Annotated in this window: 28 protein-coding genes; 15 read left to right on the top strand and 13 right to left on the bottom strand. The window is 72.1% G+C overall.

The window, feature by feature from the left end:
- The first annotated feature begins 13 nt into the window (after positions 1–13).
- A complete protein-coding gene (locus ACWEGE_RS39740) occupies positions 14–877 on the top strand; it encodes a class I SAM-dependent methyltransferase (protein ID WP_449665648.1) in 864 nt (287 codons plus the stop codon).
- Positions 878–880: 3 nt separating this feature from the next.
- Here the strand turns inward: ACWEGE_RS39740 and ACWEGE_RS39735 are convergent, their stop codons facing one another.
- On the bottom strand, positions 881–1,555 hold the full coding sequence (locus tag ACWEGE_RS39735; protein WP_449665647.1) for a lysophospholipid acyltransferase family protein: 675 nt from the start codon (positions 1,553–1,555) through the stop codon (positions 881–883).
- Between the two features lie 51 nt (positions 1,556–1,606).
- Here ACWEGE_RS39735 and ACWEGE_RS39730 point away from each other — a divergent pair, with 51 nt between their 5' ends.
- Positions 1,607–2,509 carry a glucosyl-3-phosphoglycerate synthase gene (locus ACWEGE_RS39730; protein ID WP_449665646.1) on the top strand — a complete coding sequence of 301 codons (903 nt, stop codon included), beginning with the start codon at positions 1,607–1,609 and terminating at the stop codon, positions 2,507–2,509.
- On the opposite strand, the gene cydC is transcribed toward ACWEGE_RS39730, so the two are convergent.
- The 4 genes from cydC to ACWEGE_RS39710 form a co-directional block, all read right to left on the bottom strand.
- A complete protein-coding gene (cydC, locus tag ACWEGE_RS39725) occupies positions 2,445–4,046 on the bottom strand; it encodes a thiol reductant ABC exporter subunit CydC (RefSeq protein ID WP_449665645.1) in 1,602 nt (533 codons plus the stop codon). The genes ACWEGE_RS39730 and cydC overlap by 65 nt on opposite strands.
- Before the next feature lie 134 nt (positions 4,047–4,180).
- Positions 4,181–5,737: a thiol reductant ABC exporter subunit CydD gene (cydD, locus tag ACWEGE_RS39720; RefSeq protein ID WP_449665644.1), complete on the bottom strand. Its 1,557-nt coding sequence runs from the start codon at positions 5,735–5,737 to the stop codon at positions 4,181–4,183.
- A gap of 9 nt (positions 5,738–5,746) precedes the next feature.
- A complete protein-coding gene (locus ACWEGE_RS39715; protein WP_449665643.1) occupies positions 5,747–6,709 on the bottom strand; it encodes a cytochrome d ubiquinol oxidase subunit II in 963 nt (320 codons plus the stop codon).
- A gap of 3 nt (positions 6,710–6,712) precedes the next feature.
- Positions 6,713–7,873 (bottom strand): cytochrome ubiquinol oxidase subunit I, encoded by a 1,161-nt coding sequence (locus ACWEGE_RS39710; protein WP_449665642.1) that lies wholly within the window; start codon positions 7,871–7,873, stop codon positions 6,713–6,715.
- A gap of 60 nt (positions 7,874–7,933) precedes the next feature.
- Between ACWEGE_RS39710 and ACWEGE_RS39705 the strand changes: the two genes are divergently transcribed.
- The 5 genes from ACWEGE_RS39705 to ACWEGE_RS39685 are packed head-to-tail and all read left to right on the top strand — an operon-like array spanning position 7,934 to position 10,247.
- Entirely contained in the window at positions 7,934–8,251 is a 318-nt protein-coding gene (locus ACWEGE_RS39705; protein ID WP_449665641.1) for a helix-turn-helix transcriptional regulator, read from the top strand.
- Complete coding sequence (locus tag ACWEGE_RS39700) at positions 8,248–8,916, top strand: permease prefix domain 1-containing protein (RefSeq protein ID WP_449665640.1); 669 nt, start codon at positions 8,248–8,250, stop codon at positions 8,914–8,916. The genes ACWEGE_RS39705 and ACWEGE_RS39700 overlap by 4 nt, the downstream gene beginning before the upstream one ends.
- Entirely contained in the window at positions 8,913–9,236 is a 324-nt protein-coding gene (locus tag ACWEGE_RS39695) for a DivIVA domain-containing protein (RefSeq protein ID WP_449665639.1), read from the top strand. The genes ACWEGE_RS39700 and ACWEGE_RS39695 overlap by 4 nt, the downstream gene beginning before the upstream one ends.
- Positions 9,233–9,691, top strand: coding sequence for an SRPBCC family protein (locus ACWEGE_RS39690; RefSeq protein WP_449665638.1), 459 nt, complete (start codon positions 9,233–9,235; stop codon positions 9,689–9,691). Before ACWEGE_RS39695 ends, ACWEGE_RS39690 begins: the two co-directional genes overlap by 4 nt.
- Positions 9,684–10,247 (top strand): DNA-3-methyladenine glycosylase I, encoded by a 564-nt coding sequence (locus ACWEGE_RS39685; protein ID WP_449665637.1) that lies wholly within the window; start codon positions 9,684–9,686, stop codon positions 10,245–10,247. Before ACWEGE_RS39690 ends, ACWEGE_RS39685 begins: the two co-directional genes overlap by 8 nt.
- Before the next feature lie 20 nt (positions 10,248–10,267).
- Here the strand turns inward: ACWEGE_RS39685 and ACWEGE_RS39680 are convergent, their stop codons facing one another.
- Positions 10,268–11,062, bottom strand: coding sequence for an enoyl-CoA hydratase-related protein (locus ACWEGE_RS39680; RefSeq protein ID WP_449665636.1), 795 nt, complete (start codon positions 11,060–11,062; stop codon positions 10,268–10,270).
- Between the two features lie 199 nt (positions 11,063–11,261).
- Between ACWEGE_RS39680 and ACWEGE_RS39675 the strand changes: the two genes are divergently transcribed.
- Both ACWEGE_RS39675 and ACWEGE_RS39670 read left to right on the top strand, forming a co-directional pair.
- Positions 11,262–11,429, top strand: a complete 168-nt coding sequence (locus ACWEGE_RS39675; protein WP_013222969.1) for a DUF3117 domain-containing protein — start codon at positions 11,262–11,264, stop codon at positions 11,427–11,429.
- 90 nt (positions 11,430–11,519) lie between these two features.
- The gene (locus ACWEGE_RS39670) at positions 11,520–12,995 is read left to right on the top strand and encodes a leucyl aminopeptidase family protein (protein WP_449665635.1); all 1,476 of its coding nucleotides are present in this window, start codon (positions 11,520–11,522) and stop codon (positions 12,993–12,995) included.
- Here ACWEGE_RS39670 and ACWEGE_RS39665 read toward each other — a convergent pair.
- Positions 12,920–13,885 (bottom strand): LysR family transcriptional regulator, encoded by a 966-nt coding sequence (locus tag ACWEGE_RS39665; protein ID WP_449665634.1) that lies wholly within the window; start codon positions 13,883–13,885, stop codon positions 12,920–12,922. The two genes, ACWEGE_RS39670 and ACWEGE_RS39665, sit on opposite strands and share 76 nt — an antisense overlap.
- Positions 13,886–13,947: 62 nt before the next feature.
- On the opposite strand from ACWEGE_RS39665, the gene ACWEGE_RS39660 reads away from it, so the two are divergent.
- Positions 13,948–15,135: an MFS transporter gene (locus ACWEGE_RS39660; RefSeq protein ID WP_449665633.1), complete on the top strand. Its 1,188-nt coding sequence runs from the start codon at positions 13,948–13,950 to the stop codon at positions 15,133–15,135.
- Here the strand turns inward: ACWEGE_RS39660 and ACWEGE_RS39655 are convergent.
- Positions 15,128–15,772 (bottom strand): O-methyltransferase, encoded by a 645-nt coding sequence (locus ACWEGE_RS39655; RefSeq protein ID WP_103341441.1) that lies wholly within the window; start codon positions 15,770–15,772, stop codon positions 15,128–15,130. The genes ACWEGE_RS39660 and ACWEGE_RS39655 overlap by 8 nt on opposite strands.
- Before the next feature lie 190 nt (positions 15,773–15,962).
- On the opposite strand from ACWEGE_RS39655, the gene sigE reads away from it, so the two are divergent.
- The 4 genes from sigE to tatB all read left to right on the top strand — a co-directional run bounded on the left by sigE (position 15,963) and on the right by tatB (position 19,594).
- Positions 15,963–16,574 (top strand): RNA polymerase sigma factor SigE, encoded by a 612-nt coding sequence (gene sigE / locus ACWEGE_RS39650; RefSeq protein ID WP_191314132.1) that lies wholly within the window; start codon positions 15,963–15,965, stop codon positions 16,572–16,574.
- Positions 16,571–17,221, top strand: coding sequence for an anti-sigma factor family protein (locus tag ACWEGE_RS39645; protein ID WP_449665632.1), 651 nt, complete (start codon positions 16,571–16,573; stop codon positions 17,219–17,221). Before sigE ends, ACWEGE_RS39645 begins: the two co-directional genes overlap by 4 nt.
- 354 nt (positions 17,222–17,575) lie before the next feature.
- Complete coding sequence (locus ACWEGE_RS39640; protein ID WP_449665631.1) at positions 17,576–19,093, top strand: S1C family serine protease; 1,518 nt, start codon at positions 17,576–17,578, stop codon at positions 19,091–19,093.
- Between the two features lie 78 nt (positions 19,094–19,171).
- Positions 19,172–19,594 (top strand): Sec-independent protein translocase protein TatB, encoded by a 423-nt coding sequence (gene tatB, locus ACWEGE_RS39635; protein WP_449665630.1) that lies wholly within the window; start codon positions 19,172–19,174, stop codon positions 19,592–19,594.
- Positions 19,595–20,118: 524 nt separating this feature from the next.
- Here the strand turns inward: tatB and ACWEGE_RS39630 are convergent.
- Together ACWEGE_RS39630 and ACWEGE_RS39625 are read right to left on the bottom strand one after the other, a co-directional pair.
- Positions 20,119–21,516, bottom strand: a complete 1,398-nt coding sequence (locus ACWEGE_RS39630) for a S8 family peptidase (RefSeq protein ID WP_449665629.1) — start codon at positions 21,514–21,516, stop codon at positions 20,119–20,121.
- 70 nt (positions 21,517–21,586) lie between these two features.
- Positions 21,587–21,826 (bottom strand): SCO4848 family membrane protein, encoded by a 240-nt coding sequence (locus tag ACWEGE_RS39625; RefSeq protein WP_449665628.1) that lies wholly within the window; start codon positions 21,824–21,826, stop codon positions 21,587–21,589.
- A gap of 43 nt (positions 21,827–21,869) precedes the next feature.
- Here ACWEGE_RS39625 and ACWEGE_RS39620 point away from each other — a divergent pair, with 43 nt between their 5' ends.
- A complete protein-coding gene (locus ACWEGE_RS39620; RefSeq protein WP_449665627.1) occupies positions 21,870–23,114 on the top strand; it encodes a D-alanyl-D-alanine carboxypeptidase family protein in 1,245 nt (414 codons plus the stop codon).
- Here ACWEGE_RS39620 and ACWEGE_RS39615 read toward each other — a convergent pair.
- Genes ACWEGE_RS39615 through yhjD form a run of 3 tightly spaced genes read right to left on the bottom strand, consistent with a single transcriptional unit; the run spans position 23,111 to position 25,723 of the window.
- Positions 23,111–23,548, bottom strand: coding sequence for a winged helix-turn-helix transcriptional regulator (locus ACWEGE_RS39615; protein ID WP_449665626.1), 438 nt, complete (start codon positions 23,546–23,548; stop codon positions 23,111–23,113). The two genes, ACWEGE_RS39620 and ACWEGE_RS39615, sit on opposite strands and share 4 nt — an antisense overlap.
- Positions 23,545–24,654 (bottom strand): acyl-CoA dehydrogenase family protein, encoded by a 1,110-nt coding sequence (locus ACWEGE_RS39610; protein WP_449665625.1) that lies wholly within the window; start codon positions 24,652–24,654, stop codon positions 23,545–23,547. The genes ACWEGE_RS39615 and ACWEGE_RS39610 overlap by 4 nt, the downstream gene beginning before the upstream one ends.
- Before the next feature lie 58 nt (positions 24,655–24,712).
- Positions 24,713–25,723, bottom strand: a complete 1,011-nt coding sequence (gene yhjD / locus ACWEGE_RS39605; RefSeq protein ID WP_449665624.1) for an inner membrane protein YhjD — start codon at positions 25,721–25,723, stop codon at positions 24,713–24,715.
- Positions 25,724–25,869 lie beyond the last annotated feature (146 nt).

Raw genomic sequence — 25,869 nt, 5'->3', positions numbered from 1 at the left:
GAAGGACATTGCCATGCGCGACCTCATCCGCCGGAGCCTGCGGGCCGACCGGATTCGCCGTTCCCTGCGCGACAAGGTCGCGCGGGCGGTCGAAGAGGCGGTCGGCCGGCACTTCGCGGAGCAGTCCGCCAAGCTGGACGAGCTGAGCCGGGAGGTCGCCGAGCTGCGGCGCCAGGTGCCCGCGGAAACCGGCAGCCAGGCCGCGCGGGTGATCGAACGGCTGCTGGAGCAGATCGGCCACGTCGAGCACCGCGTCCGCCGTGACCTGGAGTTCGCGGGAGAAGCCGAGGCGGCGCAGCGCAGTGCCGCGTTCGTCCGGGACCACATGAAGTCCGCCCGGCCGTTCCCGTCGCCGCACAGCACGCTGGAGCACGGCCTGTCGCTCGCTCCCGAAGGCGGTCTGGCGCTCGAGTTCGGCGTGTACTCGGGCACCACGCTGAAGATCATCGCCAACGCCCGTGGCGGCGAGTCGGTGTACGGCTTCGATTCGTTCGAGGGCCTGCCGGAAACCTGGCGCTCGGGCTACCCCGCCGGGACCTTCGACATGGACAGCCTCCCCGACGTGCCGGGCGCCGAGCTGGTCGTCGGCTGGTTCGACGAGGTGCTCCCCGGCTTCCTGGAGGAGCACCCCGGTCCGGTGGACCTGCTGCACGTCGACTGCGACCTGTACTCCTCCACGAAGACCGTGCTCGACCTCGTCGGCCCGCGCCTGCGGCCGGGCTCGATCGTGGTGTTCGACGAGTACTTCAACTACAGCGGCTGGCAGGAGCACGAGCACCGGGCGTGGCTGGAGCACGTGGAGAAGGCCGGGCTGGAGTTCGAGTACCTGGCCTACACGGTCGACCACGAGCAGGTCGTCGTGAAGGTGCTCGGCTGACGTTCAGGCCACGCCTTCGCTCGGCCGCTTGTGGTAGCTGTCGACGTACTCCTGGCCGGAAATCTCCAGGATCGCGTACATGACCTCGTCGGTGACCGAGCGGCGGATCGCCGGCGCGTAGTCCTGGCCTTCGTAGCGCGAGAAGTCCAAGGGCTTGCCGAACGTGATGCCGATCTTCGCCAGGCGCGGGATCTTCGCGCCCTTCGGCTGGAGGTGCTCGGTGCCGGTCAGCGCGACCGGCACCACCTTCGCGCCGGTCGCCAGGGCCAGCGCCGCGACGCCGGTGTGGCCGCGGTGCAGCCGGCCGTCCAGTGAGCGGGTGCCCTCGGGGTAGATCGCGAAGACGCCGCCCGCGTCGAGCACCTTGCGGGCCGCCTCCAGTGCGGCGAGCCCGGCCTGGGCGTTGCCGCGTTCGACCGGGACGTACCCGAGGCCGCCGAGGAACCCGGCCAGCGCCTTGCCCTTGAGGCCCTTGCCGACGAAGTACTCGGCCTTGCCGAGGAACTTGACCTGCCGCGGGGTCGCGAAGGTGATCACGCCGGTGTCGAGGGCGGCGCGGTGGTTGGCCGCCAGGAGCACCGGGCCGCTGAGCGGCACGTTCTCCACGCCGTGCACTTCGGGCCGGTACACCGCCCTGACCAGCGGTCCCAGCACGAACCGGACAAGCAGCGCGATCAAGTGGTCCTCCTCCTCGGTTGCGGTGCCCCCAGCATGGCACGATCGCTACTCGTGAGTTGGTTCGAGCGGCGTACGTGGCAGGAGCCCGGTTGGACGCCCGCGGACATCTTGGCCGCGAAGGGTGACCGGACGGTTTCGGTGGTGCTACCGGCCCTGGACGAAGAGCGGACGGTGGGTGACGTCGTCGCGTCGGTCCGCCCGCTGGTCGGTTCGGTCGTCGACGAGCTGGTCGTGGTGGATTCGGGGTCCACCGACGCCACGGCGCGGGTCGCCGAGGCCGCGGGCGCGCGGGTCGTGCGGCGCGAAGACGTCCTGCCGGACCTGCCGCCGGTGCCCGGCAAGGGCGAGGTGCTGTGGCGGTCGCTGGCCGCGACCAGCGGCGACTTCGTCGTCTTCCTCGACTCCGACCTGGTCGACCCGGACCCGGCGTTCGTGCCGTCGCTGCTCGGGCCGCTGGTCGCCGAACGCGGTGTCCACCTGGTCAAGGGGTTCTACCGCCGTCCGCTGCGGCTGGAGAGCACCGGTGGCGGGCGCGTCACCGAGCTGCTGGCGCGGCCGGTGCTCTCGGCGTTGCGGCCCGCTCTCGGCGGCCTGATCCAGCCTCTCGGCGGCGAGTACGCGGGCACGCGCGAGTTCCTCGAGTCGGTGCCGTTCGCCGGCGGTTACGGCGTCGAGATCGGGCTGCTGCTCGACGCCGAGGCGCGCTACGGCCTCGAGGGGCTCGCGCAGGTCAACCTGGGCGTCCGCAAGCACCGCAACCGCTCGCTGGCCCAGCTCGGCGTGATGTCCCGCCAGATCCTCGGCACGGCGTTGAGCCGCTGCGGTGTCCCGGCCGCCGACGCGCCGTTCACGCAGTTCGTGCCAGTCGACGAGGAGTGGCTGCCGGACATCACGGACGTTCGCGTCGCCGACCGGCCGCCGATGCGGGAAGTACTCGCCCGTCCTCGAGGGTGAGCACCTCGTCGAAGCCGTCGAGGTGCTCGGGGCGGTGGGTGACGAGCACCACGCTGCCTTTCGCCTGCGCGAGGACGCGCTTCAGGACGGCGTCGCCGTGGGCCGGGTCGAGGCCTTCGACGGGTTCGTCGAGCACGAGCACCTTCGGCGCGGCGAGCACCGCGCGCGCGAGGACCAGCCGTTGCCGCTGGCCGCCCGACAGCGATTCGCCGTCCGGGCCGGTGTCGCGGTCGAGGTCCAGGTCGAACCCGGCGGTCTCGCAGGCGGCCCGGAGTTCCTCGTCGCTCGCGTCCGGCTTGGCGAGCAGGAGGTTCTCGCGGACGGTGGTGTGGAAGACGTGCGCGTCGGCCTCGGCGCCCGAGACGATCGCGGACAGGCCGGCGTAGCCGCCGAGCGGGTGGCCGTCGAGGGTGACCCGGCCTTCGGTGGGCGGTTGGCTGCCGAGCAGGAGGCGGAGCAGGGTGGTCTTCCCGGCACCGCTGGGCCCGAGGATCCCGACGCGCTTGCCGGGTGGCAGGTCGAGGTCGACGTCCTTGAGCGCGGGCGCCCGCCCGGGGTGCCGCACGCCGGCTTTGACCAGCCGGAAATGGCCTTCCCGGGCGGTCCTGGTCCCGGCCGGCGGGGCGGGTTCGGACAGCACGGCGCGCACCCGGGAGGCGGAGGCCCGGATCTCCGGCACGCGCCGGGCGGCGCCGACGAGCGGGAGGACGACTTCGAAGCAGGTCAGGGCGCCCAGGGCCAGCGCGGCGGTCCAGGGAACGGAGGCGTGGGCGAGCAGCCCCACGCCGACGGTGGTGCCCAGCTGGACGAGCACCCCGGCGGCGGCGAGCAGCGCGGTCCACCCCGAGGCCACCCGTTCCCCGGCGGCCATCTCCCGCACGACGCGCGCGGCCCGGTCCCGCTGTTCGCCGAGCACCCCGGCGGCGACGAGCTCCCGGTGCCCGGTGACGAGCTCAACGGCCCGTTCGGCGAGTTCGGCCCGCCGCGGGGCGCTTTCCTGCGCGGCCTTCCCGGTGACGCGCACGACGAGCCACGGGAGCAGCACCCCGGCAACGAGCAACCCGAAGGCAAGCACCCCGGCGGCTTGCCCCGACGCGAAGGCCGTGACGACGACGGCAACGGTGCCCACGACGGCGGCGACGGCGGAGGGCAGGAGCCAGCGCAGAAGGGCGTCCTGGAGAGCGTCCACATCGGACACCAGGCGGGTGACGAGGTCGCCGCCGGAGTAGCGGGTTCCTGGTCCCGTTCCCGTTCCCGTTCCCGGGATCAGGGCTTGGTAGACGCGGGTTCGCAGCGAGCCGAGCCACCGGAGAACGACATCGTGGCCGGCGAGCCGTTCGGCGTACCGGAGGCCACCGCGAAGAAGGGCGAGGGTCCGAACGGCGACGATGGCGACGGTGAGGGCGGCGAGAGGCGGTCGTTCGGCGGCTCGAAGCAGAAGCCAGGCAGCGGTGGCCATGAGGGCAAGGGCGGCCAGCTCGGCGGCAGCCCCGAGGAGAGCGGCGCGGATGAGGCGACCAAAATCCTTTGTGGACACACCCCAGACCCCAAAAGCAGCCCTCGCCCGTCCCGGGGGGCGTCCCCGGTTCCATCCTACCGCCCCCACCCCGAAATCAAGGGCCGCTCGGCGATCTGTGGACAACTGCTCGCCTGTGGATGGTGAACTTGACATCACGCCGAAACCTCCGCACAAACCCGGCCCCCGCGCAGCTCGATCACCCGGTCCGCCAGCGCAACCATCGCCGGGCGGTGGGCCACCAGCAGTGCCGTCCGGCCGGGCAGCAGCCGCCGGGTGGCGGACAGCACCGCGTCCTCCGTCCGGGAATCGAGGCGGGCCGTCGGCTCGTCCAGCAGCACCAGGCCCGCCGCGGTCCGGGCCAGCGCCCGCGCCAGCCCGACCCGCTGCCGCTGTCCGGCCGACAACGCCGATCCGAGTTCGCCCACCGGGGTGTCGAACCCCCGCGGCAGCCCCGCCGCCACCGAATCCAGGGCCGCCGCCCGGGCCGCCGCGGTGAAGTCCGCCGAGGGCACGCCGAGCGCGATGTTCGAAGCCAGCGACCCCCGGAACAGCGTCGGCCGCTGCGGTACCCACGCCACGTCGGCCAGCCAGTCCGCGGGCGACAGGCAACGCAGGTCCACCCCGTCCACCAGCACCCGCCCCGCGGACGGCGGCACGAACCCCAGCAGCACCGCCAGTACCGTGCTCTTCCCCGACCCGCTCGGCCCCACCAGCGCCACGCGCGAACCGGCGGGCACCGAAAAGTCCACATCGGACAACGCCGGCACCCCGCCGTAGGCCACCGAGACCCGGTCGAAGACCACCGAAGGCGCGCCCCGCCGCCGGGTGAGGGCCGCCGGCCGGGGACGAACGACCGGCACCGAAAGGGCCTCCCGCAACGCCGTCAACCCCTCCGCCGCCGCGTGGAACTTCGTGCCCGCCGCCCGCAGCGGCAGGTACGCCTCCGGGGTCAGCAGGAGGATCAGCAACGCCGGACGCGCTTCCAAGCCACCGGAGAGCAGGCGGAACCCGATCGGCACCGCCACCAGCGCCACCGAAAGCGTCGCCACCAGCTCCAGCACCAGCGCCGAAAGGAACGCCACCCGCAGCGTCTTCATGGTCGCGTCGGCGTGGGCCGCGGCCATCGAACGCACCGTCGCCGCCTGCTCCGCCGCCCGGCCGAACACCTTCAACGTCCCGAGCCCGCGGACGACGTCCAGGAAGTGCCCGCCCAGCTTCGTCAGCAGCTCCCACTGCACCGACGCCTTCGCGTGCTTCCCGACCAGGACGGCGAACACCGGGATCAGCGGCAGCGTGACCACGACCACGAGCGCGGAAACCAGGTCCGTGGTGAACAGCCGCACGATCACCGCGACCGGCACCACCACCGACACGACCAGCGACGGCAGGTACCCGGTCAGGTAGCTGTCCGTGGCGTCGACCCCGCGCGTGATCTGCGTCGCGACCACCCCCGCCCGGTCCGAAGCGGACTCCAGCAGCCGGAGCCGCAGCGCGCCGCGGACCGACGCCGCGAACCGTCCACTGAGGACCGAGTGGCCCCACGAAAGCGCCACCCGCGCCGCGATGGCCACGATCAGGGCGAGCACAACCCCGCCGCCGGTGAGCAGCGTGGCCAGCCCCTCGGCTTGGAGGAGCACCGACAACGCGGTGAGCACGCCGAGCAGGCACAGGAAGAACAGGTACCGCCGGAGTCCGGGCAGAGCAGGCACGGCGTCCCCCTAGAAGTGCAGCAGCGAGTGCCGGTCGACGGGACCGCGGTGCGCGCGCCAGGTCAGCCACTGCACCACCAGCAACACCAGCACCGACGGCGGCGCGAACCAGGCCAGCACCGCGAACGTCTCCGGCGTCGTCGCCGCCTCGTCGAGGGTCAGCGCCGGTGAAGCCAGCACGGTGGGGAACCGCAGCGTGCCGGCGAGCAGCGCCGGGCAGGCCGAAAGCACCATCGACCCGACGAGCGCGAGCCGGTACCGCCGCACCGCCAGCCCGAGGCGCGTCACGGCGAAGGCCGCGAAGGCCAAGACGACCGCAACCAGGCCGAGCGCGGAAACGCCGTCGAGGGCGAAGTACCCCCACCCCGCGGCGATCACGAGGAACGCCAGCACCGGCGCCGAGAACGCCCGGGCCAGCCGCACCGCGCGGCCGGTGAGCTCGGCCGGCGCCCGCACGGCCAGGAAGGTCGCGCCGTGCAGGCAGAACAGCGCGACGAACCCGAGGCCCCACAGCACCGCGTACGGGTTGAACAGGGCGAGCACGTCGGCGACCGGCGGCAGCCCGAGCACCAGGTTGCCGAGGAACAGGCCCCACGACAGCGCTGTCACCAGCGCGCCGCCGACGATGCCCGCCGTCCAGGCGCCGCGGCGGGCGTCCGGGCGGCGGCTGCGCAGCTGCATCGACGCCGTGAACGTCACCAGGCCGAGCAGGAGCGTCACGACCAGGACGTACGCCCCGGCGAACACCTTGCCCTCCAGGTGCGGGAAGGCGCCGAACAGCAGGCCGACGGCCGCCACCAGCCACACCTCGTTGGCCAGGAAGAACGGCCCGAGCGCGCCGAGCGTCTGCCGCCGCTTCCGCTCGTCGGCCTCGAACCCGGGCAGCAGCATGCCGACGCCGTAGTCGTACCCCGCCAGCGCGAAGTAGCCGCAGGTCAGCAGGCCCAGCACGGACCACCAGAAGATCGCCACCGGTCAGACCCCGCTCAGGACGGGCTGTTCGGCGGGCACGCCGACCGGGTCCGGGCCGCGCTTGGCGACGCGCGCCATGAGCACCCAGTCGGCCACCGCGAGCGCGGCGAACAGCAGTGTGAAAGCGATGAAGGAGAACAGGATCTGGCCGGCCGGGACGTCCGCGATCGCGTCGGCGGTGCGCAGCTTGCCCCAGACCAGCCACGGCTGGCGGCCGAGCTCGCGCACCAGCCAGCCGAGGATCGCCGCGGCGAACGGCAGCGGGATCGCCGCGACCATCAGGTAGTGCAGGAACCGGGCCTTGGTGAGCCAGTTCCGGAACAGCAGGAGCGCGCCCAGCAGCGCGCCGAGGAACATCAGGAAGCCGAGCCCGATCATGGCCCCGAGCGGCGCGCCGACGCCGGCGTCCTTCAGCTTGTCCGGCTGGTACTTCGCGAGCTCGCCGAACTGCGCGAAGCCCTGGTTGACCACGAAGACCGAGCCGACGAGCGCCGCGACGACGCCGATCCGCATCGACCGGCGGAAGAACTCGACCTCGGTGGTGCGCTTGAGGAAGTGCCACGCGCTGACGCCGACGACGAAGAACCCGCCGGTCACCAGCGCGGCACTGAGCACGTGCGGCAGCGACGCCGCCAGCGCCGGGTTGGCGAACAGCGCGCCGAAGTCGTCGAGGCGCAGTGCGCCGTTCTCGACGTGGCTGCCGACCGGGTTCTGCAGGAACGAGTTCGCCAGCATGACGAACAGGGCCGAGGCGTACGCGGTCAGCGTGACCAGCCAGATCAGCGCCAGGTGCAGCCCCTTGTGCAGCCGCCCGAAGCCGAAGATCCACAGGCCGAGGAAGGTCGATTCGAGGAAGAACGCGACCAGCGTCTCGATGGCCAGCGGCGCGCCGAAGACGTCGCCGGCGAAGGTCGACAGCCCGGTCCAGGTCAGCCCGAACTGGAACTCCATCACGATCCCGGTCGCGATCCCGAGCGCGTAGTTGATCACGTACAGGCGGCCCCAGAACCGCGTCATCCGCAGGAGCTCGGGCTTGCCGCCGAGCGTCCAGCGCGTCTGCATCACGGCCACCAGCGTGATCAGCCCCAGTGTGAGCAGCACGAACAGGAAGTGGAACGAGGTCGTCGTCGCGAACTGGAGTCTCGCGATCGGAAGAGCGTTCATGTAGACAGGCTACACATAGTCTGCCTACATGTAGCGAGCCGACGTGTAGACTGCGTACCCATGAAGGCGGACACCCTGCGCGGACACCTCGACGCGTTGCTGCTGGCCGTGCTCGACGGCCGGAAACTGCACGGCTACGCGATCATCGAGGCGCTCCAGCTGCGCAGCGACGGCGCGCTCGACCTGCCCACCGGCACCGTGTACCCGGCGCTGCGCCGGCTCGAGCGGGCCGGCTGGCTGGCCAGCGAGTGGGACGTCGTGTCAGGTCGCAAGCGGCGGACCTACCGCCTGACCCGCTCCGGCGAGCAGGCACTGGCCGCCGAACGCGCGGACTGGCGGGAGTTCACCGCGGTCATCGGGGGAGTGCTGGGGACATGATCGACGAATACCTGGGGGAGCTGGACCGCAGGCTGCACGGCTGCGGCCGGTTCAAGGCCGACCTGCTGGAAGAAGCCCGCGACGGGCTGCACGACGCCGCCGACGCCTACCGCGCGAGCGGCTGGACCGACGAGGAAGCGCAGCGGCGGGCGGTCGCCGACTTCGGCCCGGCGGCCGTCGTCGCCCGCGACTACCAGGCCGAGCTGGGCATGCTCAGCGGCGTCCGCACGCTGTGGAAGCTCGTCATCGGCGTGCCGGCGATGCAGATCCTCTGGGACTACGCGCGGATCCTCACCTTCGGCGACTGGACGAAGCTCTCGACGCCGACCCCCGAGTGGTACAAGGTCGTCGCGCACGCCTCCCACGGCGCCGTGTTCGTCGTGCCGGTGATCGGCGTGCTCGCCCTGCTCGGCATCCGCTGGCTCAGCCGCCGCCTCGACGGCACCGGGCTGGCCCGGTTCTGCGGGGTCCTCATCGCGCTCGCGGTCGGCGTCAACCTCGCCTCGGTCGGCATGCTGATCGCCGCCACCGGCGTCGTCGACGTCTCACGGCTGTTCCTGAGCATCCCGTGCGCGCTGCTGATGGTCGCCTGGGTGGCACTTTCCGTCCGGCTCGTCGTGCTCGCGAGACGTTCGTGGGGTGGGTATGCCACGATCGTCGCGTGACGACCGCGCTGATCTACCTCGTAGTCATGCTGCTGGTGGCGGCCGTGGTGTTCCTGCTCGCCGCGGTGGTGTTCGGCCGGGGTGAGGAGCTCGCCCCGCTGCCGCCGGGCAGTTCGCCCACGCGGCTGCCCGCCGAGGACATCACCGGCGAGGACCTGGCCGACGTCCGCTTCCAGCTGGTGCTGCGCGGCTACAAGATGTCCGAAGTGGACTGGGTGATGCGGCGCCTCGGCGTCGAGCTCGACGAGCTGCGCGCCCGGGTCACCGAGCTCGAGCAGCGCGAACGCGAGCGGGAGAGCTCGCCAGAGGCCTCCCCGTGACGGATCTGATCCTTTCGGTCGACGTCCGCGCCCCGGCCGGCACCACCTGGCTCGCGCTGACGGACTGGGCGCGCCAGGGCGAGTGGATGCTCGGCACCGACGTCGAGGTGGTCGAGGGCAACGGCCGCAGCGTCGGCTCGCGGCTGTCGGCGTTCACCGGCGTGGCCGGCCTCGGCTTCACCGACACCATGGAGATCACCAGCTGGGAGCCGCCGGTGCGGTGCGCGGTCCGGCACCTCGGCAGCTTCGTGCAGGGCACCGGCGTCTTCCAGGTCGTGCCGAAGGGTGCGGCGCGCTCGACGTTCGTCTGGGCCGAGCACCTGCGGCTGCCGTTCGGGCCGCTGGGCAGGCTCGGCTGGCCGGTCGTGCGGCCGGTGTTCGCGCTGGGGGTCCGCCAGTCGCTGCGGCGGTTCGCGCGGTTCGCGGAAAACTATTCGGTGGGTGGGGATGAGTGAGCTGATCGGCGCCGACGGCGTCGCGCGGTGCAGCTGGGGCAATTCGACCCCGGACTACGCCGACTACCACGACAAGGAGTGGGGCACGCCGCTGCACGGGCAGGACGAGCTGTACGAGCGGCTGTGCCTCGAGTCGTTCCAGTCGGGCCTGTCGTGGATCACGATCCTGCGCAAGCGCGAAGGCTTCCGGAAGGCGTTTAAGCAGTTCAAGCCGGCGAAGGTGGCCAAGTTCGGCGAGGCCGACGTCGAGCGGCTGATGCAGGACGCGTCGATCGTGCGGAACCGGGCGAAGATCCTGGCCGCGATCAAGAACGCGCAGGCCATCGCGGCACTGGACCAGCCGCTGGACGACCTGCTGTGGTCGTTCGCGCCCGCATCGCACCCGCGGCCCGCGTCCATGGCCGACGTCCCGGCCATCACCGACGAGTCCAAGGCGATGGCGAAGGAGCTGAAGAAGCGCGGCTTCGTCTTCCTCGGCCCGACGACGTGCTACGCGCTGATGCAGGCCACCGGCATGGTCGACGACCACGTCGCCGGCTGCTTCCGGGCCGCCTGAGCCCGGAAGCAGCCGCGGCGTCACTTGCCCTGGAAGTTCGGCTTGCGCTTGCCGACGAAGGCCTCGACGGCCTCGGTGTGGTCGGCGGTCGCGCCGAGCGCCGTCTGGGCGGCGTCCTCGGCGTCGAGGGCCTCCTCGAACGTCGACTGCGCGGCCAGGTTGAGCACGCCCTTGATCTTCGCGTAGGCGACGGTCGGGCCGGCCGCGAGCTTCGCGGCCACCTGCTGGGCGCGGGCGGCGAGTTCGGTGTCCGGCACGACCTCGCCGACCAGGCCGAGCCGCAGCGCCTCGGCCGAGTCGACGGTGCGGGCCAGCAGCATCAGCTCGGCGGCGCGGCCGTAGCCGACCAGCCGCTGCAGCGTCCAGGACGCGCCCGAGTCCGGGCCCAGCCCGACGTTGGCGAAGGCCATCAGGAACGACGACGACTCGGCGGCGATCCGCAGGTCGCTGGCGTAGGCGAAGGCGGCCCCGGCGCCCGCGGCGGTGCCGTTGACCGCCGCGATCACCGGCTTCTCCATCGACACGATCGCCTTGACGATCGGGTTGTAGTGCTCCTTCACCGTGTGTAGCGGGGCGGGGTCACCCGCTTGCAGCAGCCCGACGTGCTCCTTGAGGTCCTGCCCGGCGCAGAACGCCTTGCCGGAACCGGTCAGCACGACCGCGCGGACCCCCTCGTCGCCGGACGCCTCGCGCAGCGCCGCGAGCAGTGCTTCCTTCAGCTCCACGGTCAGCGAGTTGTACGCCTGCGGCCGGTTGAGGGTCAGGGTGCGCACCCCGTCGGCGTCGGCGGTCAACAGGACGTCGGATGTGGTCACGTCTTCTCCTTGCGCGGAAAACTTCGGTCGGCCGAGAGTCTTTCACCTCGCGCGGGCCGCATACCAGCACCGATACAGCGGCAAAAGATCCCCTCCGCTGATGCGCCCGGCCGCTGATGAGGGACAATGGACAGCAGACCCGGCTGGCTTTCACGCGAGCGCGACCCGGGCGCGCCGGTTGAGACGGAGGGAGCACGCTATGGCGGCCATGAAGCCCCGGACCGGAGATGGTCCCCTCGAAGTGACTAAGGAGGGGCGGGGCCTCGTGATGCGCGTACCGCTCGAGGGTGGTGGGCGACTCGTCGTCGAACTCTCCGCGGAAGAAGCGAAGGACCTCGGCGCCGCACTGGCGGAGGTCACCGGCTGAGCCTGCCTTCCCGATCCGTCCTTCCGTCGCACCCCGGTCTCCGTTCGGAGGCCGGGGTTGCGGTTCCTCTGCGCCCGAAGGTTGCTCACTGTGCGTAATCCGCTACCGCCCGTTCCGGCTACTCTGATCGACATCGAGGTCGCGGAGCAGCTCCGCCGCGGCGCTCCGACGGCCCGGCTGGTGGCCGCACCCGACAGTGATCCCGGCAACGATCCCGGCAACGATGACGTCGAGCCGCTGGAGATCGAGGGCGTCCGGATCACCGGCAAGGCGGGCGACGTGCAGACGGTGCCCGGCGACGGGCCCCGTTGGGTCGCGGGACTGGGTGGCGGCGAGCCGAAGGAGTACCGCAAGACCGGCGCGGCGCTGGTCCGCGCGGTGAACGCGGGCCTGGCCGAGGACGTTCAGGCCGGCGGCAAGGCGTTCCGCGCAGTGCAGCTGGAGCTGCCCGAAGAGGCGGCCGGCGAGCACGTCACCGAGCTGGTGCTGGGCCTGCTGCTGGGTGGCTACCGGTACAAGGTGACCGGCGAGGACCCGGCGCCGTCCGTGCGGACGGTGCGCCTGGTGGGAACCGACCCCGCGCTGCCTTCGCTGGTGGCCCGTGCCTCGGCGCTGGCCGCGGCGACGGCGCTGACGCGCGACCTCGCGAACACGCCGTCCAACGTGAAGACCCCGGCGTGGCTGGCCGACACGGCCGCCCGCGTGGCGGGCCCGCGCGTCGAGGTGACGGTCCGGGACGAGAAGTGGCTCGAGGCGGAGGGCTTCGGCGGCGTCCTGGCGGTCGGCGGCGGTTCCGCGCGGCCGCCGCGGCTGATCGAGATGGCGTACCGGCCGGCCGGGGCGTCCCTGCACCTGCTGCTGGTCGGCAAGGGCATCACGTTCGACACGGGCGGCCTGTCGATCAAGCCGGCCGACGGCATGCACCTGATGCGCACGGACATGGCGGGCGGCGCGGCGGTGATCGCGGCGATCCGGTCGATCGCGGCCCTGGAGCTGCCGGTGCGGGTGACGGCGCTGGTCCCGTGCGCGGAGAACCACGTGTCGGGTTCGTCGTACCGCCCGGGCGACATCGTCCGGCACCACGGCGGCAAGACGACCGAGGTGAGCAACACCGACGCGGAGGGCCGGATGGTCCTGGCGGACGCGCTGGTCTACGGGATCCGCAGGTTCACCCCGGACTACGTGGTCGACGCGGCAACGCTGACGGGCGCGATGAAGGTCTCGCTGGGCCTGCGCACGGGAGGCTTGTTCGCCTCGGACTCCGCATTGGCGGCGGCGGTGATCGAGGCGGGCGCGCGCGTGGGCGAGGCTTGGTGGCGCATGCCCCTGGTGGAGGACTACGCGGAGAACGTCCGCGGCGAGTTCGGCGACGTCCGCCAGACCCCGGCCGGCCCGGGCGGCATCACGGCGGCGTTGTTCTTGCGCGAGTTCACCTCGGGTGTGCCGTGGGCGCACCTGGACATCGCGGGCCCGGCCCGATCGGAGAAGAACTACGACGAGGTGGTCCCGGGAGCGACGGGCTTCGCGGCGCGAACGCTGGTGGAGCTGGCGGCTTCGCTGGGCTGAGGGGTCGCCAGCACGTGGTCGCGGAACCCGGTGACCGCCGGCGTCAACGGCTCCTCCGCCCGCCACACCAGCCCGATCGTCCGGACCGGCGGCGGTGACAGCGGCACCTCCGCCACGCCCGCCGGCGTCCCCGGTCCGAACCGCGGCAGCAGCGCCACCCCGAGCCCGGCCGCCACCAGGCCGCGCACGGTGTCCGACTCCTGGCCCTCGAACGCGATCCGCGGCGTGAAACCCGCCGCCGCGCAGAGCTCGTCCGTCAAGGTCCGGACGCCGTAGCCCTGCTCCAGCAGCACGAACTCCTCGTCCGCCAATTCCGCCACCCGCACTTCGCGGCGCCCCGCCAGCCGGTGGCCCGCGGGGACCGACAGCAGGATCTCCTCGTCCACCAGGCCCGCGCAGGCCAGCGCCGGAACGTCCGGCAGCGGCGCCACCAGCGCCAGGTCGAGCTCGCCGCCCGCCAGCCGGTCGACCATCTCCTGCCGTGAGCCCTGCACCAGCGTGAACCGCACGCCCGGGTAGCGCGCCCGGTACCCGCGCAGCAGCGAAGGCACCAGCGACCGCCCGAGCAGGTGCAGGAACCCCAGCACGACGTGCCCCGACTCCGGCGACACCTCCTCGCGCGCCAGCCGGACGCCGGTGTCGAGCGCCGCCAGCCCGCGCTCGGCCGCCTCGGCCAGCAGTTCCGCCGCGCGCGTCAGCCGGATGCCGCGGCCGTCCGGGACCGTCAGCGGCGCCCCCAGCGCGTCCGCCAGCGCCGCGAGCCGGCGGCTCACGGTCGGCTGCGGCACGCCCAGCAGTTCGGCCGCGCGTGTGACGTTCCTCGTGTCGCGGAGGGCGACGAGCAACGGCAGGTGCGGCGCGACCTGCGCGGACAGCGAGTCATACGTCATTGCATTGATTCTGCCAGCTGGCTGCATTAGACGTATTGATTAGTGTTGCTTACTTTCAGGTCGTGACCTCCACCCGCCGAGTCAAGACGGCCGTCGCCGCGGCCGGGATCTCCTCGTTCGCGCTGCTCTACGCGCCACAGCCGGTCCTGCCGCAGCTGGCGGCGCAGTACCACCTCGACCCGGGCGGCGCGGCGCTCGCGGTCAGCGTCGCGACCGGCGCGCTGGCCATCGCGGTCCTGCCGATCGCGGCGCTGTCCGAAGTGGTCGGCCGCCGCCCGGTGATCCTGACGTCGGTCGTCGCGTCGGTGGTGTTCGGCCTGCTGCTGCCGCTGATGCCGACGTACCCGGCGCTGCTGGTCCTGCGCGCGCTGCAGGGCGTCGCGATCGCGGGCTTCCCCGGGGTGGCGGCCGCGTACCTGGCCGAGCGCCTCGGCCGGGCGGGCGTGGCGGCGGCGGTCGGCGCGATGATCGCGGGCAACACGATCGGCGGCATGCTCGGCCGGCTGGCCAGCGGCTTCACGGCGGGGCCACTGGGCTGGCGCGGCGCGCTGCTGGTGGTGGCGGGCGTGGGCGCGGTGTGTTCGGCGGTCACGGTGGTGACGCTGCCGCCGGGCCCGCGGCCGTCGGGGAACGTCTTCCTGCGGGACGTCACGCGGGGGCTGGCGACGGCGCTGAGCAAGCCGGTCCTGCTGGCCCAGTACGGCGTGGCGCTCTTGGCGATGGGCTCCTTCGTCGCGCTCTACAACGCGGCCGGCTTCCGGTTGACCGGTTCGCCTTTGGGGTTGTCGCCGGCGATCGCTTCCCTGGTGTTCTTGGCTTACGCGACGGGCTCGGTGTCGTCGGCGGCGGCGGGCCGGCTGGTGGCGCGGGTAGGGCGTCGCCGGGCCGTGATCGGGGCCCTGCTGCTGACGGCGGCCGGTGCGGCGCTGACGCTGCCGGACTCGTTGCCACTGGTGATCACGGGGTTCTTGGTCCTGACGTGCGCATTCTTCGCGGCGCACGCCGTGGCGAACGGCTGGGCGGCGGCGGACGCCCCGGAGACGGCCCGCGGCCAGGTGGGCGGCATGTACACGGCGACGTACTACCTGGGCAGCAGCGTGGGCGGCGCGGCGGGGGCGTGGGTGTACGGGCACGCTGGGTGGTCGTGGCTGATCGCCGTGGTGGCGGTGTGGCTGCTGCTGGCGGTGGCTGCGGTGTTGGCCGGGACGAGGGTCCGGGCCGGGCGGCTCGAGCTGGTGGAGGTCAGGTAGCCGCGGCGACCAGCAGCCCGCCACCCACCGGCAGCAGCGCCGGGACCAGGCGTTCGTCCTCCCGGAACGCCCGCGCCACCTCGCGCAACGCCAGCGTCTCCGGATCCCGGTGCGCCGGATCGATCACCCGGCCGCCCGCCAGCACGTTGTGGAACGCGATGATCCCGCCCCGCCGCAGCAGCGACACGCCCAGCTCGTAACACCCGGGGTACTCGATGTGCGCGGAATCGACGAACACCAGGTCGTAGCCGCCCGGCGTGAGCCGTTGCAGCACGTCCAGCGCGCGGCCGATGATCAGCCGCGTTCTGCCCGGCGCGAAGCCAGCTTCGCGGAACGTCGCCCGCGCCGCCCGCTGGTACTCCGGCTCGACGTCGATCGAGGTCAGGACGCCGTCGGGGGCCATGCCGCGCAGCAGGCTGAGGCCGCTCACCCCCGCGCCCGTGCCGACCTCGACGACGGCCTTCGCGCACAGCGTCGCGGCCAGGAAGCGCAGCGTCGCTCCCGCACCCGCGCTGAGCGGGGTGCAGCCCAGGTCTTCGGCCCTTGCCCGCGCCGAAGACAGCACCTCGTCGTCGGGCAGGTACCCGTCGACGAACCCGGAATCGGCCGGTGCGGCCGCAGGGGTGGGCGTGTTCACGCACGGAGGTTAGCGTTGGTTGTCGATAAATCCGCGCAGGCTCCCTGGTAAGCACCTCGGAAGAAGTTCTCAGCCTGCTCTCAGTCCAGTCTCACTAGAACCATAAGGAACCCGGAGAGACTGAAATCCGAACACACGGGAACACCGTGCCGAGGACCCGCGTTGGGTGGAGCAGACAGGAGAAACGCTGATGGAGGTGCCTGCTCCCGCGATGCAGAACGCCGTTGCCGACGCCGGGGCCCAGCCCGTGACCCTGGACGAGGCGGCTTGGACGCCGCCGTCCTGGGACGAGGTCGTGCGCGAACACGGTGACCGGGTCTACCGGCTCGCCTACCGCCTGACCGGCAACACCCACGACGCCGAGGACCTCACGCAGGAGACCTTCATCCGGGTCTTCCGCTCGCTGGCGTCCTACAAGCCCGGCACGTTCGAGGGCTGGCTGCACCGGATCACCACCAACCTGTTCCTCGACATGGCCCGCCGCCGCTCGCGCGTGCGGATGGAAGGCCTGCCCGAGGACACCGACCGCATCGTGGGCGACGACCCGAGCCCCGAGCAGGTCTACTCCGACACCCACCTGGACCCGGACCTGCAGGCGGCGCTCGACGAGCTGCCCCCGGAGTTCCGCGCCGCCGTGGTGCTGTGCGACGTCGAAGGGCTGTCGTACGAGGAGATCGGCGCGACGCTGGGTGTCAAGCTGGGCACCGTCCGCAGCCGCATCCACCGCGGGCGTCAGGCGCTGCGCGCGTCTCTCGAGCGTCGTCGCGCTCACGCACCGCAGTCTGCGAAGGTGACGGTATGACCGCACCGCGAGGCTGGGCACTTCCCGAGTCGCACCTGCTGCCGGACGTCGTGGTGGCGTTCGTCGACGGCGAGCTGTCCCACGGCGCCCGCGATCGCGCGGCGTCGCACATCACGCGCTGCGCGGCCTGCGCGGCGGAGGTGCGCGCGCAGCGCCAGACGGTCGAGGCGATCCGTCGCGCGGGCGCGCCGTCGATGTCGGCCGGTTTCTTGGCGAGCCTCCAGTCGATCCCGCAGCACACGGAGCTGCCGAGCACCCCGGACAACCTCGCGATCACGGCCGACGGCCAGCTGGTCGCGGTCCAGCGGCCCGACCGGGTCGCCGGCCTGCACGATTCGGGCGTCCTGGGTGGTGTGGCGCCGTTGGGATCATCGGCCCCGCTGGGCCAGTCGCCGAACGTCCTGGGCGCCGGCCGCTTCAAGCGCCGCGCGGCGCAGGGGGCGGGTGTCGTGGTGTCCGGACTGGTGCTGAGCGCCCTGGCGCTGGTGGGGACGTCGGCGGACGGAGACGGCTCACCCGAGACGGGCGGCGGGGTGCCGCAGCCGGCGAACCTGCTGCCGGCCCAGATGGCGGTGCCGCAGCAGCCGGTCCCGGTTTCGACACCGGTGAGCACGACACCGGCGGTGGTTCCGGCGGGTATCCGCTGAGTTGACTCGAAGGCCGCTGCGAAGCCACTTTCGCGGCGGCCTTCGGCTTGTCCGGGTCTCAGTGCTGTCCCTGGGTTCCGGCTGAGTCGGTTGCTGCTGGGGTGTTCGTGGTGGAGCGGGTGTGCCGGCCTGCGTCCGGGAGCCTGGGCGGTGCGGTACGTGGTGCCCACCACCCCTATCGGCACCCTCCGACGAAAACGGCCGTTCAACGCCCCGTGAAGCCGTTTTGTCCACATCCGTGGTGGGCTGTGGATGACAGCCCAAGAAACAGCCACTTCACCCGTGGACCGGCAGACTCGGAGCACTGGGCTTGGGTATCGTCACGCCCAGCCACCTGATCTTCTGCACCGGGGAATGATGACCGAGCCGAACGTGAATCCCGAGCAGCCCGGCGCGCGCGATGCCGACAGGCTGGGCCCGCGGCCGCTCGCGCGGCCGGCCGTCGATCCGGCGCAGGCCGCCGTGTTCGGCAGGCCGCAGGGCGTTGATGGGGCGTTCGACCAGCTCTACTCCCCGCAGAAGACCAACGGCGTCAACCTCGCCCCGCCCGCGCCCGAGTCGCTCGCCGAGGCCTTCCGGCGGCCGCCCGGGGCCGATGGTGTGCTGCTCGAACGGCCGCGGGAAGCCACCGGTGACGCGCCGGCCGTCGAACCGCCGCTGTGGACCGGCACCCGCGACCCGTGGCGTGATCCCGGGGCCGCCGCGGTGCTCGCCGGGCCCGCCGTGCCCGCCGAGGACGAGGCGAAACCCGCCAAGCGGCCCCCGGGTGCCCTGCTCAGCCTGCCCGAGGTGCTCTTCGGGCGGCGCGTGCAGCCGAAGGCGCTCGTCCTGCTCGGCGTCGTCGCGCTGCTCGTCGGCGCCGCCGGCGGCTTCGTCGGCTGGTGGGTCGGCGACACCGGCACCCAGCTCACCGGCTCCGCCACCATCGCCGAGGCCGAGGCCGGCAAGGAACGCCCCGCCGGGTCGGTCGCCGAGATCGCCAAGCGCGTCGCGCCAGCCGTCGTCTCGCTCGAGGTGTTCAAGCCCGGCGCCGAGTCCGGTGAGCAGGGCTCCGGCGTCATGATCGACCCGCAGGGCTACATCCTCACCAACGAGCACGTCATCGCCTCCGCCGCCGCGGACCCGGGCGTCAAGGTCACCGCCGTCTTCATCGACGGCACCCGCACCGAAGCCAAGCTCGTCGGGGCCGACCAGAAGACCGACCTCGCCGTCGTGAAGGTCAACGTCACCAACCCGACCGTGCTGCAGGTCGGCAAGTCCGCGGACCTGCAGGTCGGCGACACCGTGATGGCGATCGGCTCGCCGCTGGCGCTGCAGAACTCGGTCACCGCCGGCATCGTCAGCGCGCTGAACCGGCCGATCACCGCGGGCGGCGACAACGGCGCCCCGCCGGTCACCTACGAGGCCATCCAGACCGACGCCGCGATCAACCACGGCAACTCTGGCGGTGCGCTCGTCGACTCCACCGGCGCGCTGATCGGCATCAACTCGTCGATCCGCTCGGCGGGCGCGGACGGCGGCAGCATCGGCATCGGCTTCGCCATCCCGAGCGACTACGCGATCAAGATCGCGAAGGCGCTGATCAAGGACGGCAAGGTCCGGCACGCCGACATCGGCATCAACGCGTCGTCGACGGTCGCCGGCTCGTCCACGATGGGCGCCCAGGTGAAGAACGTCGCACCGGGCGGGCCGGCCGCCAACGCGGGCATCAAGGAAGGCGACGTCATCACGAAGATCGGCAACCGGCTCGTCCGCGACTCCGCGGAGCTGACGGTCGCGGTCCGCGCGCACGACGTCGGCGAAGTGGTCCCGGTGTCGCTGGCGCGTGACGGCGCGAGCTTCGTCGTGGACGTAACCCTGGCTTCCGACTGAGTTCCCGCGTTCGGCCTGCCGGAGCGAGGCGGGCGGCGGGTACCCTGGGCGGGTAGGTTCTTCTTCGGAGGTTGACTGGTGTTCGAGAGCGTCGGGTGGGGCGAAATCCTCGTCCTCATCATCGCCGGTCTTTTCATCCTCGGCCCCGAACGGCTGCCGGAGGCGGCATCCTGGCTCGCGAAGAGCGTGCGCAAGGTCCGCGAATTCGCGACCGGCGCGAAGGAGCAGCTGCGCGAGGAGATGGGCCCGGAGTTCGACCAGCTGCGCAAGCCGCTGGAAGACCTGCGCGGACTGCGGAACTTCGACCCGAAGCGAGTCGTGACGCAGCACCTGTTCGACGGCGACGCCGACCCGCTCGGCCTGAAGGGCATCACCAACGGCAGCAGCACGCCCACGAACGGGACGAACGGCTCGAACGGCTACCTGGCCGGCCAGACCCAGTCGGCGCCGGAGCCCCTCAAGCCGGGCGAGCGCCCGCCGATCGACCCGGACGCAACCTAGCCTCAACCGGCCCGACGCCTGCGGCCGAACCCTTGACGCGACCGGCGGCCGAACGGACGGCGCGAACCGGCGCCCGGGAGCGCAAGGCGACCATCCACCTCACCAGACCTCCCCCGCCCCTCATCCCAGCTATCCCTTCAGCCGGCGGGCGGGTTTGTCAAGGCACGCTTTCCCGCCTTGACAAACCCGACCGCCGGCTGAAAATCCCACCGGAGGGGCGGGGGAGGTCGGACCCGCCCCAGCCGCGGCAGAACAAAACCACGGCAGAGCCACCCTGCCGCAGCTCTAAAGACTGTCCTCGCCGGACGGGCAGGCTCCGGGATGACCACGGCTAACGCTCCCACCCCACGTGGAGGAGGTGGGCCGCGAGGTGGTCATCCCGTCGCCTGATCGAGGCCTATCACTTTGAGCCGGGCCCGCAAGCGTGCGCTGTCCCCCTCGCCTTTCGCTGTGCGTTGCGGGCCCGGCTCAAAGTGATTTGACGGCCTCAGGCGACGGGATGACCACCTCGCTCCTTCATTGGGTCAAGAGCGGGCTGCGTCCAGGGCGTCTACCAGGCCGTGGCCGTAGTACGAGTTGTTCTTTGCCGGGCCTGTGCACTGCGGGTCCGTGGCCGCGCACTTCACCACGTCTGCCTCGGTCTCCAGGAGTTGCTCGATGAACCTTGGGGGTGCCCCTCGGTACTTCGATGCCAGCAGGGCCGCTACGCCTGCCACGTGCGGTGAGGCCATTGATGTTCCGCACTTTGCTCCGTACGTGCCGCCGACCACCGTTGACAGGGGGCATGCCGGGCCCGCGCCCGCCGGTGGGGGCTGGAGGGGGTCGCCGCCCGGGGCTGTTACGTCGATTTTGCCGTAGTTGCTGAAGTACGACTTCGTTCCCGCGTAGCCCACCGATGACACCGTCACCACGCCGTCGAGCATGCCCGGGAGGATGGCGCACGATGCGTCCACCGGGTGCGGGCGGACCTTGTCCGTCGTCTGGTTCGTCGTGTCCAGGCTGTCGTTGCCCGCCGCCGCCACGTTCAGCACTCCGCGGTGCGTCGAGTACTCCACCGCCCGGCGGACCGCCTCGAACGCCGCCGCGTCGCCCGGCTGCTTCGGGCAGTAGAACATGCCCGGGTCGATGAAGTAGCTGTTGTTCGTCACCGCGAAACCGTGCTCGGCCGCCCAGACGAAACCGCAGACCGCCGCCTCCGGGAAGATGTAGCCGCCGTCGTTGACGACCTTCACCGAGGCCAGCCGCACGCCCGGTGCGACGCCCGTGAAGCGCGCCACCGCGTCGCGGCCCGCGATCGTGCCCGCCACGTGCGTGCCGTGGTCCGACGTCGTCGGGGCCCAGGCCGCCGGGGACGCGTCCGGCGCGCCGGTCAGGCAGCCCGCCGACGAGCCGGCGTCGATGGCGTCGCGCAACGCCGGGTGCGTCGCCTCGATGCCCGAGTCGAGCACGCCCACCGTCACCGAACGGCTGCCCGGGAGGATCTTGTTCGCTTCCGGCGCGTGGATCGCCTTCATGTCCCACTGCTGCGCCGAGAGGTCACCCTCGGCCGCGACGGACCGGGTGTCCTCCAGCGTCCGCACCGCACCCAGCGAGGTCCGGGCGGAAGAAGCCGCCGAGGCCACGTCCTTGGCGCCCGAATAAGCCCGGTAGAGGCCGATTTTCTGCTGGAAGTCCGCGTTGCGCGAACTGGCGATCGCGACCCCGATCGGGGCGTAGTAGGCGACCTTGGTGCCGCACTTGGCCGCCAGCTCCTTGTCGACGGCCGACGCGCGGGTGCCCGGCTGGTACGTCACGACGTAGGTGTACGGCGTGCTCGTCGTGTCGCACGCGGCCGGCGCGGCCTCCGCCGCCGGGGCCGCCGCGAACAGGCCGCCTCCGACGGCCAGCACGAGCGGTGCCGCCATTCGACGTAAACGGGACATTCCACCTCCAGGTTCGGTGGCGCCAACGTAAACCGGCCCGCGGGGCCGCGCCACCGACCAAGGAGGGGATTCAGGCGTCGACGCGGGAACCGGCGCGCAGCCCGCGCCAGCCGAGCACGCCGATGATCGTGCCGAGCACGAACGACACGACCGTCAGCACCGCGTGCACGACGAAGTAGGCGGTCGGCGAGCCGTCCGGGGCCCAGGCCCGGTCGCTGTCCCACAGGTTCTTCGCGAAGGTGATCCAGATGATCCACGACCACACACCGAAGGCCAGCAGGAACAGCGAGGTGCCTCGTGACATGCGCATGCCCCTGAGTATGCGACGCGGGCCGCGGCGCTAGATTGCGTGGGTGCACTCCGCTGTCTCCCGGTCGCTCAAGGTCTTCACGACGACGCTCGCCGCCGCCCTCCTGGCCCTGAGCACGCCGGCGCTGGTGGCCGCGGCGCCGCAGCAGGGCCAGTGCGCGAACCGCCAGGCTCCCCCGCCGCCGGTCGACACGTCGGAGAAGCCCGCGCCGGGCAAGCAGGTGCCCCCGCCGCTGGCCGTGCCCGCGGTCCCGGTCGGCGGCAGCCGGATGGCCGAATGCGGCCTGATCACCCCGGACGGCGCGCTCAACCCGCCGGACGGCAACACCGCGGCGTCGTGGCTGGTGCAGGACCTCGACACCGGCGCGGTCGTCGCGGCGAAGGACCCGCACGCCCGGCAGCGGCCCGCGTCGCTGATCAAGACGCTGCTCGCGCTGGTCGTCGTCACCCAGCTGGACCCGCAGCAGCCGCTCGTCGCGACGAAGGAGGACGCGGAGCAGGAATGCACCTGCGTCGGCCTCGTCGCCGGCGGCCAGTACACCGTCGACCAGCTGCTGCACGGGCTGCTGATGCACTCGGGCAACGACGTCGCGCACGTGTTCGCCACGGCGCTCGGCGGGGTCGACGCCACGGTGGCGAAGATGAACGCGCTGGCGGCGAAGATCGGCGCGCTCGACACGCGCGCCGCGACCCCGTCGGGCCTGGACGGGCCCGGCATGTCGACCTCGGCCTACGACCTCAGCCTGATCTTCAACTACGCGATGAAGCAGCAGGAGTTCGCGAAGGTCGTCGCGACGAAGAACTTCGAGTTCCCGCCGGCCGGGGGCAAACCGGCCATCCCGATCTTCAACGACAACAAGCTGCTCGGCGTGTACCCCGGCTTCCTCGGCGGCAAGACCGGCTTCACCGACGACGCCCGCCACACCTACGTCGGCGCGGCGCAGCGCAAGGGCAAGCGGCTCGCGGTCGTCATGCTGCGCGCCGAGCAGAAGCCGACCAAGGTGGTCGACCAGGCGGCGAAGCTGCTCGACTACGGCTTCGCGCTCGAGGAGGACCGCGCCGCGCCGGTCGGCCAGATCAGCTACCAGGCGCCGGCCACGGCCCCGGCGAGCGGTGACCCGTCCGTGCTCGCCGACGGCGGCACCGGCAACGGCGGCACGTCCGCGGCCGCGTCGGCGGCGAAGGAGGACCCGTTCGGCGTCACCGGCTGGATCATCACCCTGGTGGTGTTCCTGATCATCGTCGGCGGGTTCGTCGTCGGGCACCAGCGCAAGCGGGCCGCGGGCTAGCGGTACCCGGGCCCGGGCTCCGGCGTCACCCGGTCGGTGGCGATCGCGCCGCCGCAGTGTCCACAAGCGACGTACGTACCGGCGACCTCGCCGCAGTCCTTGTGCCGCAGCAGGATCGGCGGTCCCTCCGGACCGACGAGGTGCCGGTCGCCCCACTGCATGAGCGTGACGACGGCGCCGAACAGCTCGCGCCCGGCGGCGGTCAGCACGTACTCGGGCACCGGCTCGACGCGTTCGAGCACACCCGCGTCGGCGAGGGTCTTCAGCCGGGCGGACAACGTCGGGCGCGGGATGGCCAGGTTGCGCGCGAACTCGCCGTAGCGGCGCACGCCGAAGAACGCCTCCCGCAGGATGAGCAGGCTCCACCGCTCGCCGACCAGGTCGAGTGCGCGGCCGACCGAGTCCGCGGTGAACCGGTGGCCGAGGTCGGTCACAGCTGGTCCGTCCGGGCCGGGACACCCAGCAGGAGCTTGCCGGGCAGTTCGTAGCTGGCCGGGTTGACCTGGAAGTGGGCGGTCGCGGTGTGCGCGTCGCGGAACCGGCGTTGCAACGGCGAAGTTTCGTAGATCGCCGCGCCGCCGCCGAGGTCGTACACGCTCGCGGTGACCTTCGCGGCCGTGCGCGTCGCGTGCGTGGCGGCCAGCCGCAGGCCGGCTTTGAGCGCGTCCGGCACCGGCTCGGTGCCCTGCGCGGCTTGCCAGGCGTCGTCGATGCTGCCGTAGAAGAGCAGCCGCGCCGCCCGCAGGGCCGCCTCGGCCTCCGCGACGGCGGCCTGCGTCGCCGGCCGCTCGGCCAGCGAGCGGCTGGAGCCGAGCGGGGTACGCGTCGAGGCGAGTTCGACGAGGTCGTCGAGCGCCCCGCGCGCGTTGCCCAGCGCGGCGGCCGCGACCGACAGCGCGAAGAAGCCGAAGAGCGGGAACCGGTGCAGCGCAACGGCTTCCGGCGGCGGACCGGCCATCACCGAGAAGACGCGGTGGTCCGGGACGAACAGGTCGTCCGCGACGCAGTCGTGGCTGCCGGTGCCGCGCAGGCCGTTGGTGTGCCACGTGTCGAGCACTTCGAGCTCGGCCTTCGGCAACGCGGCCACGTAAAGCGCCTTCTCGTGCACGAACCCGGCGAAGAGCCAGTCGGCGTGCGGGATGCCGCTGCAGAACGCCCACCGGCCGCTCACGACGTACCCGCCGTCGACCTTCCTGCCGGTGCCGCGCGGCGCCCAGACCCCGGCGGCGACCGTGCGCGGGTCCCCGAAGACCTCCTCGGCGCACTTTCCCGGCGCATAGGCCGAAAGCAGGCTGCTCGTCACGGCGATCGAGACGCACCAGCCGGCCGAGGCGTCCCCGCGCGCGACCGTCTCGGCGGTTTCGAGGCTGACCGCGGGCGGCGCTTCGGGGCCGCCGAGGTAGCCGGGGACGCCGGTGCGGAACAGCTGGGCGTCGGTCAGCTTCGCGACCAGTTCGGGCGGCAGCGCCCGCTGCCGCTCGGTGACGGGTGCGAGGGTCCTGGCGAGGTCGGCACACTCGCGGGCGGCGTCCAGCAGCACGAAACCCCTCCGGTTCAGATTTCTTACCGGTTCAGTTTCTTTACCGCGTGGCCGGGTGTCAAGACCTGCGGCGGCCACCCAGCCACGCGAGCAGCGCGCCGGCGCTGAAGGCACCCGCAACGGCGCCGAGGCCCGGCCCGCGCTGCACGGTGACCCGCTGCTCGAGCCGCACGGGCGGCGGCGGCGCGATGACCTCGTGCTGGTTCTCCTTCGCCGTGGCGGTCCACGCCGTGATGAGCAGGAGGAAGCGCGAGACGAGGTTCGCGAACACGAGCAGCCCGATGACCGGCCCGAACAGCGCGGCGGACGGCGACTTGGTGACGCTGGCGAGGTAGATCGACCCGACCTGCTGCAGGACGACGAACCCGACGGCGGCGACCACGGCACCCTTGACGGCACTGCGCAGCGCGACCCGCTCCCGCGGCAGGCGGGCGATGACCCAGACGAAGACGAGGGTGTTGGCGAGCAGCCCGAGCACGATGGTGGCCCCGCGGAGCAGGACGATCGCCCAGGTGGCGTGTTCGAGCCCGACGAGTTCGAGCAGGAACTGCCCGACCCCGCCCCCGACGGCGGTCAGCGCGAAGGAGACGACGAGGGCGACCCCGAGCCCGATCAGCGCGACGAGGTCCTTGAGCGTCTGCTTGACGATCGGCTGCGGCTGCTTTTCCTGGCCCCACTGGGCGGTGAGCGCGTCCCGCAGGTTCGACATCCAGCCGATGCCGGAGTAGAGGGCGATGAGCAGGCCGAAGACCCCGATCCCGCCACCGGAGTCGAGCGCGCCCTTGACGATGCCGTTGACGAGGTCCTTGAGGCCCTCGGGCACGGAGTTGTTTATGCCGTCGGTGATCTTGTGGATGATCGTCTGGTCGTGGTTGACGACCAGCCCGACCACGGCGAAGGCGACCATGAAGAGCGGGAAGACCGACAGCACGCTGAAGTAGGTGATGGCGGCGGCGTAGTGGTTGCCGTACCGCTCGCTGAAGGCTTCGTTGGCCCGGATGAGGTGGTCGAGCCACGGGTACTTCCGCCGAAGCCGCGGAAGCAGCTTTTCCTTCTCTTCGTTCGCCACCGTGAAACGCTAACCACGCTTGGTGAGCCCCGCAACGCGAGCGGCTCGCGCGGGGGGGGTGTCCCTATGTGGTTGTCAAGCCGCGGCGGGCGCGGGGTGTCGGTAGTGGGTGCCGTTGCGGAGCATGGAGTAGAGGACGTCGCAGC

The organism is Amycolatopsis sp. NPDC004747, assembly GCF_053601335.1.
The sequence above is the reverse complement of the archived record's forward strand: the minus strand, read 5'-3'. Positions and strand labels throughout refer to the sequence as shown.

What these genes read in the sequence shown, in the direction of transcription:
- ACWEGE_RS39685 (WP_449665637.1), top strand. Translation starts at nt 9,684, where the DNA reads ATGAGTGAGCTGATCGGCGCCGACGGCGTCGCGCGGTGCAGCTGGGGC.
- sigE (WP_191314132.1), top strand. Translation starts at nt 15,963, where the DNA reads ATGGAGGTGCCTGCTCCCGCGATGCAGAACGCCGTTGCCGACGCCGGG.
- ACWEGE_RS39630 (WP_449665629.1), bottom strand. Translation starts at nt 21,516, where the DNA reads ATGTCCCGTTTACGTCGAATGGCGGCACCGCTCGTGCTGGCCGTCGGA.
- ACWEGE_RS39640 (WP_449665631.1), top strand. Translation starts at nt 17,576, where the DNA reads ATGATGACCGAGCCGAACGTGAATCCCGAGCAGCCCGGCGCGCGCGAT.
- ACWEGE_RS39740 (WP_449665648.1), top strand. Translation starts at nt 14, where the DNA reads ATGCGCGACCTCATCCGCCGGAGCCTGCGGGCCGACCGGATTCGCCGT.
- ACWEGE_RS39710 (WP_449665642.1), bottom strand. Translation starts at nt 7,873, where the DNA reads ATGAACGCTCTTCCGATCGCGAGACTCCAGTTCGCGACGACGACCTCG.
- ACWEGE_RS39705 (WP_449665641.1), top strand. Translation starts at nt 7,934, where the DNA reads ATGAAGGCGGACACCCTGCGCGGACACCTCGACGCGTTGCTGCTGGCC.
- ACWEGE_RS39675 (WP_013222969.1), top strand. Translation starts at nt 11,262, where the DNA reads ATGGCGGCCATGAAGCCCCGGACCGGAGATGGTCCCCTCGAAGTGACT.
- ACWEGE_RS39645 (WP_449665632.1), top strand. Translation starts at nt 16,571, where the DNA reads ATGACCGCACCGCGAGGCTGGGCACTTCCCGAGTCGCACCTGCTGCCG.
- ACWEGE_RS39665 (WP_449665634.1), bottom strand. Translation starts at nt 13,885, where the DNA reads ATGACGTATGACTCGCTGTCCGCGCAGGTCGCGCCGCACCTGCCGTTG.
- ACWEGE_RS39625 (WP_449665628.1), bottom strand. Translation starts at nt 21,826, where the DNA reads ATGCGCATGTCACGAGGCACCTCGCTGTTCCTGCTGGCCTTCGGTGTG.
- ACWEGE_RS39700 (WP_449665640.1), top strand. Translation starts at nt 8,248, where the DNA reads ATGATCGACGAATACCTGGGGGAGCTGGACCGCAGGCTGCACGGCTGC.